Source organism: Streptomyces sp. RK9, assembly GCF_045070545.1.
GTDB lineage: Bacteria > Actinomycetota > Actinomycetes > Streptomycetales > Streptomycetaceae > Streptomyces > Streptomyces alboflavus.
In genome coordinates, this window is record NZ_CP173703.1 from 3,670,032 (window position 1) to 3,682,760 (window position 12,729).

Here is a 12,729-nt window from a genome sequence, read left to right on the forward strand (position 1 = left end):
CCGTGGCGGCGTCCGGGGGCAGAGGGGCACAGAACGGCCGCGCCCCTGCCATGGCGGGCAGTCTCAAGAGCCCGGACTGTCCGCAGGGTGGACTTGAAGTTCCGCCATGCGGAACTCCAATGCGACGTTGGCGAGTATGTGACGGCGGTCACGCCCCGTCAAGGGGGTGCGGACACATCCGGGTTGTGGGGTGATCGGCGTCCGGTTCAGCTCGCGCGGGCGGAATCCGGTGCCTGGTAGCCGAGTGCCGTGCTGATCCTGTGGGCCGCCGTGCGCACGTGTTCGCCCAGCTCGACGAGCCGGTCGCGGTCGCAGCGGCTGCTCGGCATGTTGATGCTGACGCTGGCCACCGGCGAGCCGTCGGGGCCGAGCACGGCGGCGGCGACCGCGGACACGTCCTCGCGCCATTCCCCCTGGTTGAGGGCGTAGCCGCAGGTGCGGACCGCCTCCAGGTCGGCGCGCAGGGCGGCCGGGTCGTCGATCGTCGTGTCCGTGAACCGCGTCAGGCCCTGGGTGAGGTAGCGCTCGACGGCCTCGGGGGAGCGGGCCGCCAGGATCGCCTTGCCGTTGGCGGACGCGTGGCCGGAAAGGTGCTGGCCCAGAGGCAGCACGATCCGCACCGGCTGGGTCGTCTCCAGGCGCTCCACGAGCACGACCCGCTCGCCCTCCGCGACGGCCAGGTGCACGGTCTCGTCCACCGCGCGCCGCAGCTCCTCCATCACCGGCACGGCGACGTCCCGCAGGTCCAGCTCGCCGGTGGCCTGTCGCCCGATGAGCAGGGCTTTCGTGGTGAGCGTCCAGCGTGTGGGGGCGGTGCCGGTCTGCTTGATCCAGCCCGCCGTGTGCAGGGTGCCGAGCGCCCGCTGGACGGTGCTCTTCGGCAGCTCCATGGCGCGGGCCAGGTCCCCCACGCCCACGGGCTGGCGCACCGCGAGCTCCTCCAGCACGCGCAAGGTGTTCAGGACGTTCTGCACCGTTGACCCCCTCCGGATCGGAACTCTATGCTGCGTCGTGCCGCACCACGATACGCTGTGCCACCTCACGGCACAAGCGCTGAGGGGAGATCCGCGCAATGACTGTCAGGACCGGACGCCACTTTCTCCAGATACCCGGACCGACGAACGTCCCCGACCGGGTACTTCGTGCCATGTCCGCCCCCACCGTCGACCACCGGGGGCCCGAGTTCGCGAGCCTCGCCCGCCGGGTGCTCGAAGCCCTGAAGCCGGTGTTCGGCACCGCGGGCCCGGTGGTCGTCTACCCGTCGTCGGGCACCGGCGCCTGGGAGGCCGCCCTGGTCAACACGCTCAGCCCGGGCGACCGGGTGCTGTGCTTCGAGACCGGGCACTTCGCCACGCTCTGGCGCGACATGGCCGAGTCCCTCGGCCTGGAGGTGGAGTTCGTCCCCGGCGACTGGCGCCACGGCGCGTCGCCCGAGGCCGCCGCCCAGCGCCTCGACGCCGACATCTCCCACGACATCAAGGCCGTCTGCGTCGTCCACAACGAGACGTCCACCGGCGTCACCAGCCGCGTCCCGGAGATCCGCGCGGCCCTCGACGCCGCGGGACACCCCGCGCTGCTCCTGGTCGACACGGTCTCCTCGCTCGGCTCCATCGAGTACCGCCACGACGACTGGGGCGTCGATGTGACCGTCACCGGTTCCCAGAAGGGGCTGATGCTGCCGCCGGGCCTCGGCTTCAACGCCGTCAGCGACAAGGCGCTCACGGCCGCCCGCACCTCCCGACTGCCCAAGTCCTACTGGGAGTGGGGGCCGATCATCGACGCGAACGAAGCCGGGTTCTTCCCCTCCACCCCGGCCACCAACCTCCTGTACGGCCTCGACGAGGCCCTGCTGATGCTCGCCGAGGAAGGCCTCGAACAGGTGTGGGCCCGGCACGCCCGGCACGCCGCCGCCACCCGCGCGGCCGTGCGCGGCTGGGGCCTGGACGTGCTGTGCGCCGACGAGCGCGAGCACTCCGGTTCGCTCACCGCCGTGCTGCTCTCCGACGGCCAGGACGCCGACGCCGTACGGAAGATCGTCCTGGAGCGGTTCGACATGTCGCTCGGCACCGGCCTCGGCCGGCTCGCGGGCAAGGTCTTCCGCATCGGCCACCTCGGCCACTTCAACGACCTCACCCTCGCCGGGACCCTGGCCGGCGTGCAGATGGGCCTCGAACTCGCCGGGATCCCCGTCGGCCGCGACGGCGTGGCGGCGGCGCTCGACCACCTCCGCGTCGACTGACGCCACGTCACCGACCCTCCACGTCTTGAGCGTGCCGCCCCGCGCACGACCCGAAAGCCCTTGTCCCGTACGCCCCTTCACCACCAGGAGCGTGTCGCATGACCACAAGCACCGAGTCCACGGAGGCCGAGCGGGACGCGCTCGGCGGCGACCTCGCGCGGCGGCTGCGCGCCGACCTCGACGGCGAGGTCGGCTTCGACGACTACAGCCGCCATCTCTTCGCCCGCGACGCCAGCATGTACGCCATCACCCCCCTCGGGGTCGTCTTCCCCAAGCACGCCGAGGACGTGCAGGCCGTTGTCGCGGCGGCGGCCGAGTTCGGCGTGTCCGTCGTGCCGCGCGGCGCGGGCACCAGCCTCGCCGGCCAGACCACGGGCCCCGGCATCGTCCTCGACCTGTCCCGCCACATGCGCCGCATCATCGCCCTCGAACCGGACGGCCGTACCGCCCTGGTCGAAACGGGCGTCGTCCAGGACCAGTTGAACCGCGCCGCCGCCCCGCACGGCCTGATGTTCGGCCCCGACACCTCCACCAGCAACCGCGCCACCATCGGCGGCATGATCGGCAACAACTCGGCGGGCAGCGGCTCCCTGCGGTACGGCATGACCATCGACCACGTCCGCGCCCTCGACGTGGTCCTCGCCGACGCGAGCACCGCCCACCTCGCGCCCCTCACCGCGACCGAGCACGCCGACCGGGCCCGCGGCACCGGCCTGGACGCCCGCATCCACCGCGAACTGCCCGCGCTCGTCGCCGCCCACACCGACGCCATCGCCGCCGGATTCCCGCAGCACTGGCGGCGTGCGGGTGGCTACCGCCTGGACCGGCTCGCCCGCGAGGACACCCCGTTCGACCTGGCGAAGTTCGTCGTCGGCTCGGAGGGCACGCTCGCCGTCAGCACCCGCGCCCTGGTCGACCTCGTGCCGAAACCGAAGCACACCGTGTTCGCCGTCGGCCACTTCACCTCCGTGGCCGGCGCCATCGAGGCCACCCAGGACGCCCTCGCCTGCGACCCCGCGGCCGTCGAGCTGATGGACCGCACCATCCTCGACCTGTCCCGCCAGAAGATCGAGTACGCCTCCCTGTCCACCGTGCTCGAAGGCGACCCGGACGCCCTCCTGTTCGTGTCGTTCACCGGCGACGACGAACGCGAACTCATCGCGAGCGTCCAGCGGTTGACCAAGCTGTGGCAGCGGCACGGCCACGGCTACCACACCCTCGCCGCGGTCACCCCCGCCGACCAGACCGCCCTCCTGAAGGTCCGCAAGTCCAGCCTCGGCCTGCTGATGGCGGCGAGCGAGGGCACCCGCAGGCCGCTGGCGTTCATCGAGGACACCGCCGTCGACCCCGTCCATCTGTCCGCGTACACCGCGAGGTTGAAGAAGGTCCTGGACCGGCACGGCCTCACGGCGGGCTTCTACGGACACTGCTCGGTGGGCTGTCTGCACATCCGCCCGTTCCTCGACGTGACCGACCCCGCGCAGCGGCAGACCATGCGCGAGGTCGCCGAGGAGATCAAGGACCTGGTCACCGAGTACGGCGGCGTCAACTCCAGCGAGCACGGCGACGGCCTCGCCCGCAGCGAGTTCAACCGGGAGCTGTTCGGCGACGAGCTGTACGAGGCGATGCGGCGCGTGAAGGGCCTCTTCGACCCGGACAACCGGCTGAACCCCGGCAAGATCGTCGACGCGCCCGCGATGACCGACCATCTGCGCGACGCCGCGCTGCCGCCCGCGCCCGGACTGCGCACCCGGCTCGACTTCGAGGTCGCGGGCGGCATGCGGGCCGCGGCCGACCGCTGCATGAACATCGGCCTGTGCCGCAAGAGCGACGTCGGCACGATGTGTCCCTCCTACATGGCCACCCGCAACGAGGAGGACTCCACCCGCGGCCGCGCGGGCGCCCTCGTCAAGGCCCTGTCCGCACCCGACCCGCACAAGGCCCTCGGCGACGAACGCCTGCACGAGGTCCTCGACCTGTGCCTGATGTGCAAGGCCTGCAAGAGCGAGTGCCCGCTGGGCGTCGACATGGCGTCCCTGAAGGCGGAGGCCCTCGCCCACCACCACGACGAGCACGGCACCCCGCTGCGCTCCCGGATCTTCGGCGCCATCCGCTTCCTGAACCGCCTCGGCTCGGCCACCGCCCCCGTGTCCAACCTGCCCGGCCGCATCCCCCTGCTGCGCCGCCTGCTCCACCGCACGGTCGGCATCACCCCGCACCGGCCGCTGCCCCGCTACACCCGGCGCAACCTCGTGCGCTGGTTCACCCGCCGCCCGGCGGCCGGCGTCCCGGCGTCCCGGGGCCCGGTCGTCATGCTCGCCGACTCCTTCACCACGTACACCGAACCGGAGATCGGCCAGGCCGCCGTGGAACTCCTCGAACGCGCGGGCTGGGACGTGCGGTTGGAGAGCGCCGGCTGCTGCGGCCGGGCCGCCCTGTCCAAGGGCCTCCTGGACGAGGCGGGCGACAAGGCCTTCCAGCTCGTCCACCGCCTCACGGAGACCACGCCCCCCGAGGCGCCCATCACCGGCTGCGAGCCGTCCTGCCTGATGACGCTCCGCGACGAGCACAAGGCCCTGCTGCCGCTCGACTCGGCCCGCGAGGCCGTCACGGGCCGCGTCCGCCAGCTGGAGGAACTGCTCACCGAGGCCATCGACGACGGCGGTCTCGCCCTGCGCGAGGACTCCTGGCTCAGCGGCCGCACCCTGCTCTACCACGGCCACTGCCACCAGAAGGCCGAGGTCGGCACCGCCGCGACCGTCGCCATGCTGCGCCGCATCCCCGGCGTCGAGGTCACCGAGATCGACGCGGGCTGCTGCGGCATGGCGGGTTCCTTCGGCTTCGAGTCCGAGCACTACGACGTGTCGATGACCGTGGGGGAGGACCGGCTGTTCCCCGCCGTGCGGGCCGCGTCCGAGGACACCGTCGTGGTCGCCACCGGGGCCTCGTGCCGCCAGCAGATCTTCCACGGCACCGAACGGAACGCGTGGCATCCGGTGCAGTTGGTGCGGGAGGCGCTGGCGACCGACGGGGGCTGACGCCCGGCGGCCACGGGGGCCCGGCGCTCACCGGTCCCCGACGTGGCCGATCCGGTCGTCGCCGAGCCGCCGCTGCACGTCCGTGAGCAGGACCGCCAGGAGGCCCGTGAGCTGGGCCTGCTGGTCGGGCGTGAGCCCCGCGACCAGCTCGGCGTCGCGGTGCAGGACCTGGTCGACGGTCGCCTCGACCAGGTCGTGCCCGGCCGGGGTCAGGGTGACGAGGACCGTGCGGGACCGGCCGCGGGCGGGCCCCCGGGTCACCAGGCCCTCCTGCTCCGCGCGGGCCACGCGCTGCGACACGGCACCCGCCGTCACCAGCGAACGCCGCCCCAGCTCACGGGTGCTGAGGGTGTACGGCGGCCCGCTGCGGCGCAACACGCTGAGCAGGTCGAGGGTCGCGGCGTCCACCCCCGCGCGGGCGAGCACCCGGCGCCGGTCGTCGCCGAACAGCTTCGCCAACTGCCAGACGGGCGTGAGGATCCCGATGGAGGAGACGGGCGTGCCGGGACGCTCGCGCTCCCAGGCCGCGGCGATGCCCTGAGCGGTGTGCGCCCGCGCCGTTTCGGCCGAGGCGCCGCCGTCGTCGACGCCGCTCCCGTCGTCCGCGGGGCCCTCGTCGTCGGTGCCGGTGGTGCCGTCAGGGCCGTCGGGGTGCCGCCCCGCCCTTGGTTCCCTTGCCATCGTGCTGCTCCCCGGTGTTATGTTGAGGCCTAAATTTAGACCTATACGAGATCGATTCGGAGCTCAGCATATGGCACGCACCATCCTGGTCACCGGAGGCGGCACGGGCATCGGCCGGGCGATCGCACGGCACTTCGCGGCGGCGGGCGAGAGCGTCACCGTCACCGGCCGCCGCCCCGGCCCGCTCGCCGACCTCGCCGCCGAGGCCGGAGTCCGTACGGCGGTCTGCGACCACACCGACCCCGCCGCGCTCACCCGGCTCCTCGCGGAGCTGCCCGAGCGGATCGACGTCCTGGTGAACAACGCGGGCGGGAACATCGCCTTCGACGCCGACGGCAAGACGGACCTGGCCTCGTACGCCCGCGACTTCCGCGCCAACCTCGACGCCAATCTGGTGAGCGCCGCGCTCACCACCAAGGCCCTTGAGGACCGGCTCGCGGACGGCGGCGCCGTCGTGCACATCGGCTCGATCGCCGCCGAGCAGGGCGCCGGTTCCTACGGCGCCGCCAAGGCGGGCCTCGCCACCTGGAACATCGACCTGGCGCAGCAGCTCGGCCGCCGCGGCGTCACGGCCAACGTCGTCGCGCCCGGCTACATCGCCGACACCGAGTTCTTCCGCGACAAGCTCCCGGGCGAGCGGCGCGAGCAGCTGGTGGCGGCCACCGCGACGGGCCGCGCAGGGGCGCCCGCCGACATCGCGGGCACCGTCGCCTTCCTCGCGTCCCCCGCGGCCCGCCACATCACCGGTCAGGTCCTGCACGTCAACGGCGGGGCCCGCGCGACCCGTTGAGCCAAGCTGCCGGTCCGCCCGGGCACCGGACCACGGCCGCGCCCGGGGTGCGCGGGAGGGGACCTAGGAGTCCCCGCCCGCCGCCGGATCCGGCAGCAGCTCCCGGAGCAGTTCCTCGAACTCGTCCGCCGTGGGCGGCTCGTCGTCGAGCAGCCCCTGGAGGAGCAGCCCGTCGTAGGCGTGCGCGAAGAGCTTCACGCGCAGGGGGTCGTCGGTGAAGGCGCGGGCGAAGGCGGCCAGGGCCTCCTTCCAGCGGCGGGTGGCCGCGCGCTGCTCGGGGCGGCGCACCGCGAGCAGGCACAGCTCGAACTCGGCGAGCAGATGCCCGGGCGGCGTCAGGATCTCCGCCATCAGGAGCGCCAGGGACCGGCGCCTGGTGACGCTGTCTCCCGGCGCCGCGGCCAGCGCCTCGATGCGCGCCGAGTCCTCCTCCATGCACTGGGTCAGCGCCGCGGTGAGGAGCGCGTCGATGCTGCTGAAGTAGTACGTCGTCGCGGTCGTCGGCAGCTCCGCCTCGCGGGCCACCGTGCGGTGCGTGACCCCGGCGGCGCCGTCGCGCGCGATGACCCGCACGGTCGCCTCGATCAGCGCCCGGCGGCGGCGTTCGCCCTTGACACGGCGGCCGTCCGTCACGGCCGCCCCCTCCGTCCGCCCGAGGTCCGGCGCGGCCTTGCGCGCGGCTCCCGCCGCGCCGTCCGGCCCGGCCGCCGGTTCCGCGCCGGCCGTCGTTCCCGTACTGGTGTCGGTGCCCGTCTCGTTCAGGGTGGCTCTCCACTGCTCACAGATGCGGGTCGGCCATGACCCGTTCCCGCCGACGTTACCCGGTCGGCTTCTGCCGCTCGGCGTGGCGGGCGAGTCCGTCCGCCATGCCCTGCATGAACTTCTGGAGGTAGCGCGGCATGATCAGGCCCATCAGCCAGTTCGTCTCGTACTCGCCGTGCCAGTGGATGACGGTGCCCGAGCTCGCTGTCGGCTCCAGTTCGATGCGTGCGCTCAGGTTGTGGATCGGTGTGTTGAACGCGTCCTCGTAGGCCAGGAGGCGGTGCTCGACCTTCTCGGTGATCCGCTCCCCGGTCACGGTGCGTCCCGTCCGGAAGGCCCGGACGGCGCCGACGCCGTCGTCGCCGAAGGGGTCGAGGCCCGCCGACCGTTCGGTGTCCAGGCTGTCCACCTTGGACCACTCCGGCCAGGTCCTCGCGTCGACCAGCAGCCTCCAGACGACTTCCGGCGAGGCGGCGGTGGTCACGGTGACGTCGTACTTGTGCATGAGAGAAGGCTCCTGGGAGTGGGTGGGGGCGGGTGTCCCTGACGGGTTCGGCGGTGTGGTCACCCGTCGAGGAAGCGCAAGAGTTCGGCGGTGACGAACCGGGGGTTCTCCTCGACGAGCCAGTGCCCGGCCTTCGGCACGTCCACCGCCCGTACGACGTTGGTCATGCGGGGGGCCACGGTGCGCCGGATCGCGTCGAGTTGGCCTTGGGCGGTCATGACCAGGGCCGGGACCCGGGTCGGTCGCGCGGCCACGGTATCCCGCACGTCCTTGTCGAGGGCCCGGTAGAGCTCGAAGCCGCCGGACAGGACTTCGGGCAAGCGGTAGGTCCGTGCGTACTCGTCGATCTCCGCGCGGGTGAACGGGGACCGCCGGGAGGTGCCGCCGAACGCCGTGCCGCCGAACGCGACCTGGGGGTAGAACAGGGCCAGATAGTCGCGGACGTCGTCGCCCACGACCGCCTCGGGGACCTTGCGCTGCGAGTGGAAGGCGATGTGCCAGCTCAGGGAGCGGTACGTGGGCGCGTCGACCGCGGGCCCGGGCAGCGGCAGGTCGAGGTAGCCGAGGCGCGCGGTGTCCTTCGGGAACCGGCTTGCGTACTGGAACGCCACCGCGGCGCCGAGGTCGTGCCCGACGATCCGGGCGTCGTGGATCCCGAGCCGGCCGGCGATCAGCCGGTGCACGTACCGTGCCAGCGTGGCCTTGTCGTAGCCGGTCGGCCGGCCGGTGCTGTCGCCGAGGCCGGGCAGGTCCACGGCGTAGACGGTGTGGTGCTCGGCGAGTTCCGGCATGATGCGCCGCCAGCCGTACCAGGTCTGCGGCCAGCCGTGGAGCAGCACGACCGGTGGGCCGCTGCCGCCGGTCACGTAGTGCATGCGGACGCCGTCGACGTCGGCGAACTTGTGCCGGAACGTCTTCTGGAACCCGGGATCGTCGTGGGTGGCGGCCGCGTACGCGGGAACGGCCCTGTCCGCGTCGTCCGTCGTCGGTGGGGCACAGGCCGCGGTGGCGATCGTCAGGAGGAGGGCGAGCAGGACGGTCGCCGTCGTGTACGCGGTCCGGCGGAAGCGGTGGGGCGACGGCCGTGGTGCTGTGCTCATGCGGCAGGGCTCCTCAGGTGGGGATGCACGCAGTCTTGCCAGGCACCCCACGACCGGGCACGCAATCTTGCGGTTTCCGCAAGACGGCCCGATCGGCCTCCTCGTCCCGGGCGGCACGCCTCGCGTGCGGGCGTACGCAGGCGCCGGCCCCGTCCCGGCCCCGTTGCCGCTCGCCGCACCGACGATCTACGCTCCGGTGCATTCTTGACGCCAAGTCAGTGGGGTGCGCGGTGGATTACCGGGACTACGCGACGTACGACGCAGTGGGGCTCGCCGAGTTGGTGGCGCGGGGCGAGGTGACACCGGCCGAACTCCTCGAAACGGCCCTCGCGCGCGCCGACGAGGTGAACGGCAGGATCAACGCGATCGTGCGCCCGATGCCGGTCGTCGCCCGCGAGCGCGCCGCGGGCCCGCTGGCCGGGCCCTTCGCCGGAGTGCCGTTCCTGATCAAGGACTTGATGCAGGACTACGCGGGCCGCCCCACCGGACGCGGCTCCCGCGCGGCCCAGGGGCTCGTCGCGGCACGCCACAGCGAGCCCGTGCAGCGGTGGCTGGACGCCGGGCTCGTCATCTTCGGGCAGACGAACACCCCTGAGTTCGGCATCAAGAGCATCACTGAGCCCGAGGCCGGCGGGGCGACCCGCAACCCCTGGAACCTCAGCCACACGCCCGGCGGTTCGTCGGGCGGCTCAGCGGCGGCCGTCGCCGCGGGCATCGTCCCGGCCGCGGGCGCCAACGACGGCGGCGGCTCGATCCGCATACCCGCCGCCTGCTGCGGGCTCTTCGGCCTCAAGCCGGGCCGCGGCCTGGTGCCCGCGGGCCCCGCGTACGGCGAACTCCTCTCGGGCGCCGCGAGCGACGGCGTCCTCTCCCGCACCGTGCGCGACAGCGCGGCCCTCCTCGACGTCCTCACCGCCCACGCCGACCCCGGCGGCCCGTACCTCGCGGCACGCCCCGACGCGCCCTACGCCGAGCTCGCCCTGCGCACCCCGGCCAAGCTGCGCGTCGGCGTCAGCACCCGCTCGCCCATCGGCACCCCCGTGTCCCGCGAGGCCGTCGAGGCAGTCGACACGGCCGTGAAGCTCCTCGTCGGCCTCGGCCACGACGTGGAGGAGGCCGAACCCGTCGTCGACGGCCTGCGCATGGCCGACGACTTCATGGCCATGTACGCCGCCGAGAACGCCGCGACCCTCGCCGAGCTGAAACACAGGACCGGCGCGGACGACGACCAGTTCGAGCTGGACACCCGGCTCCTCGCCGCCGCGGGCCGCGCGCTCGGCGCGGTCGAGCACACCGTCCGGCACGCGCGCTGGAACACCTACGCCCGACAGCTGGCCGCGTTCCACGAGACGTACGACATCCTGCTCACCCCGACCCTCGCCCGGCCGCCCGTGAAGATCGGCGAGCTCGCCACGCCCTGGCCGACCCGGCAGGTCGGCAAGGCGCTGCTCAAGGCGGGCGTGGCGGGCCGGCTCAGCCGCACCAAGCTGTGGCGGCAGGCCGTGGTCCAGAATCTCGCGCCCAACCCCTTCACGCAGCTCGCCAACATCACCGGCCGCCCCGCCATGTCGGTACCGCTGTACCGCACCCCCGAAGGCCTGCCCCTGGGCGTGCAGTTCGGCGGGCCGCTCGGCGGCGAGGGCATGCTGCTCGCCCTCGCCGCGCAGCTGGAGTCGGCCGCGCCCTGGGGCCGGGAGCGGCCGAACCTCTGAGACCGGGCCGACGCGGGCGGTGCTGGACTCTCCCACGGTGGGAGAGTCCACCATGGTGGCGTGCGAGACGAACTCCTCACCATCGGCCGCTTCGCCCGCCTGTGCCGGCTCAGCGTCAAGCAGCTGCGGCACTACGACGAGACGGGACTCCTGGCCCCGGTCCGCGTGGACGCCGTCACCGGCTACCGCTTCTACGCGCCCGAACAGGCGCGTGACGCCCTGACCATCGCCCTCCTGCGCGACATGGACCTGCCCCTGGCCGTGATCGCCCGGGCCCTGTCCGCCGAGCCGGAGTCCCGGGCGGAGATCCTGCGCGCCGAGGGCGAGCGGCTGGCCGAGCGGATCAGCAGGGACCAGCTCCGGCTGCAGCTCCTCGAGCGCCTCGCCGAGGGCGGGCTGCCCGGCTACGAGGTGACGACGGGCCGGGAGCCGGAGCGGCGGCTCGCGGTGGTGCGGGCCGTCTGCGCTCCCACGGAGATCGGGGAGCGGGTCGGGGAGTGCGTGGGGCGGCTGCTTGCCGGGCTCGGCGGGACGGGGGTCGCGTGGGAGCCGCCGCTGTGGGGCCTGTACCCGCTGGACCTGGAAGCGCGGACGGAGATCGCCGTCGGGGCCCAGCTGGGGGAGGGTGCCGAGTCGCCAGGACCGGAGTGCGGGGCGCCGCCCGGCCTGGAGTGCGAGGTGCTGCCCGGCGGGCTCGTCGCCGAGACGGTGCACGTCGGGCCCTACGCCCAGTTGCCGTTGGCGTACCACGCCCTCTTCGCCACCGTTCACGAGCGCGGGCTGCGGCCACGGGCGCCCGCGCGTGAGGCCTATCTCGGGGGACCGGCGCAGGCACCGCAGGACGAGCTGAGGACCCGGCTGATCATCGGCGTCGAGGAGAGCACGGCATGACCACGGTGGCAGGCGTCGACGCGCGCGGTACGCAGCACTGCGAGACGACGGCCCTAGGGGTGCTGCTGCGGCACCAGGGGCTCGATCTGTCCGAGCCCATGCTCTTCGGCCTCGGCTCCGGTCTGTCCTTCGTCTACTGGGACAGCAAGAACATGGGCTTCCCCTTCCTCGGGGGACGGGTCAAGCCGTTCGACCTCACCCGCAACCTGGCCACCCGTCTCGGCCTCGACCTGACGGTCCGGGAGACCACCTCGCCCCGCAAGGGCTGGGAGAACGTGGTGGCAGCCGTCGAGGCCGGTCACCCCGTCGGACTGCAGCTCGACAGCTACTACTTGGCGTACTTCGGGGCGAAGGCGCACTTCGGCGGCCATGTCGTCGCCCTGTACGGCTACGACGACCGCGTCGCGTACCTGGTGGACACCGAACAGCAGGGCGGAGCGGTCTCCACCAGCCTGACGAGCCTGGCCGACGCCAGGGCCGCGCGCGGCCCGATGACCGCCAAGCACCGCTCCTTCACCCTCACCGCGCCACGGAATCCGCCCTCCCCGCGCGACCGGATCGTCCCGGCGATCACCGCCTGCGCGGACGCCTTCCTCCACCCGCCCATCGCCAACCTCGGCCACCGGGGCATCGACAAGGCGGGCAAGCTGGTCCCCACCTGGTTCCGGCGCACCGACGACCCGCGGCGCGACCTGCCGCGGGCCGCCCTCCTGATGGAGAAGGCCGGAACCGGCGGCGCCCTGTTCCGCAACCTCTACCGCGACTTCCTCGCCGAGTGCGCCGACCTGCTCGACGACAGCCATCTGCGCACCGGCCTCGGGCTGTACACGGAGGCCGCCGACCGGTGGACGGAGGTCGCAGCGCTGATCAAGAAAGCCGGTGAATCCGGCGGCGCGGAGTGCCTCGCGCAGGCGGGCACCCTGCTCCACGAGCTCGCGCGCGTCGAGCGCGAGGCGATGGAGGCACTGACGCGCGTGGGGGCATGAGGGCGCCCCGGGCGCCGTGGCGTCC

At 73.3% G+C, this 12,729-nt stretch carries 11 protein-coding genes; 6 read left to right on the top strand and 5 right to left on the bottom strand.

What is annotated here, in order from left to right:
- Positions 1-206: 206 nt before the first annotated feature.
- Positions 207-974: an IclR family transcriptional regulator gene (locus AB6L24_RS15045; RefSeq protein WP_405655710.1), complete on the bottom strand. Its 768-nt coding sequence runs from the start codon at positions 972-974 to the stop codon at positions 207-209.
- A 98-nt stretch (positions 975-1,072) separates the two neighbouring features.
- Here AB6L24_RS15045 and AB6L24_RS15050 point away from each other — a divergent pair, with 98 nt between their 5' ends.
- Both AB6L24_RS15050 and AB6L24_RS15055 read left to right on the top strand, forming a co-directional pair.
- Positions 1,073-2,239 carry a pyridoxal-phosphate-dependent aminotransferase family protein gene (locus AB6L24_RS15050; protein ID WP_405655711.1) on the top strand — a complete coding sequence of 389 codons (1,167 nt, stop codon included), beginning with the start codon at positions 1,073-1,075 and terminating at the stop codon, positions 2,237-2,239.
- 98 nt (positions 2,240-2,337) lie between these two features.
- Positions 2,338-5,277, top strand: coding sequence for an FAD-binding and (Fe-S)-binding domain-containing protein (locus AB6L24_RS15055; protein ID WP_405655713.1), 2,940 nt, complete (start codon positions 2,338-2,340; stop codon positions 5,275-5,277).
- A gap of 27 nt (positions 5,278-5,304) precedes the next feature.
- Here the strand turns inward: AB6L24_RS15055 and AB6L24_RS15060 are convergent, their stop codons facing one another.
- Positions 5,305-5,958, bottom strand: a complete 654-nt coding sequence (locus tag AB6L24_RS15060) for a MarR family winged helix-turn-helix transcriptional regulator (protein ID WP_405655714.1) — start codon at positions 5,956-5,958, stop codon at positions 5,305-5,307.
- A gap of 70 nt (positions 5,959-6,028) precedes the next feature.
- Between AB6L24_RS15060 and AB6L24_RS15065 the strand changes: the two genes are divergently transcribed.
- Positions 6,029-6,748, top strand: coding sequence for an SDR family NAD(P)-dependent oxidoreductase (locus AB6L24_RS15065; protein ID WP_405655715.1), 720 nt, complete (start codon positions 6,029-6,031; stop codon positions 6,746-6,748).
- Between the two features lie 63 nt (positions 6,749-6,811).
- Here the strand turns inward: AB6L24_RS15065 and AB6L24_RS15070 are convergent, their stop codons facing one another.
- The 3 genes from AB6L24_RS15070 to AB6L24_RS15080 all read right to left on the bottom strand — a co-directional run bounded on the left by AB6L24_RS15070 (position 6,812) and on the right by AB6L24_RS15080 (position 9,115).
- A complete protein-coding gene (locus AB6L24_RS15070; protein WP_405655716.1) occupies positions 6,812-7,381 on the bottom strand; it encodes a TetR/AcrR family transcriptional regulator in 570 nt (189 codons plus the stop codon).
- 184 nt (positions 7,382-7,565) lie between these two features.
- On the bottom strand, positions 7,566-8,015 hold the full coding sequence (locus tag AB6L24_RS15075; protein WP_405655717.1) for an SRPBCC family protein: 450 nt from the start codon (positions 8,013-8,015) through the stop codon (positions 7,566-7,568).
- 59 nt (positions 8,016-8,074) lie between these two features.
- A complete protein-coding gene (locus tag AB6L24_RS15080) occupies positions 8,075-9,115 on the bottom strand; it encodes an alpha/beta fold hydrolase (RefSeq protein WP_405655718.1) in 1,041 nt (346 codons plus the stop codon).
- 230 nt (positions 9,116-9,345) lie between these two features.
- Here AB6L24_RS15080 and AB6L24_RS15085 point away from each other — a divergent pair, with 230 nt between their 5' ends.
- From AB6L24_RS15085 to AB6L24_RS15095, 3 genes are read left to right on the top strand one after another with little or no spacing between them, the layout of a single operon-like run.
- Complete coding sequence (locus AB6L24_RS15085) at positions 9,346-10,827, top strand: amidase (RefSeq protein ID WP_405655719.1); 1,482 nt, start codon at positions 9,346-9,348, stop codon at positions 10,825-10,827.
- A gap of 60 nt (positions 10,828-10,887) precedes the next feature.
- The gene (locus AB6L24_RS15090; RefSeq protein WP_405655721.1) at positions 10,888-11,718 is read left to right on the top strand and encodes a MerR family transcriptional regulator; all 831 of its coding nucleotides are present in this window, start codon (positions 10,888-10,890) and stop codon (positions 11,716-11,718) included.
- Entirely contained in the window at positions 11,715-12,704 is a 990-nt protein-coding gene (locus tag AB6L24_RS15095; protein WP_405655722.1) for a BtrH N-terminal domain-containing protein, read from the top strand. Before AB6L24_RS15090 ends, AB6L24_RS15095 begins: the two co-directional genes overlap by 4 nt.
- The last annotated feature ends 25 nt before the right edge of the window (positions 12,705-12,729 follow it).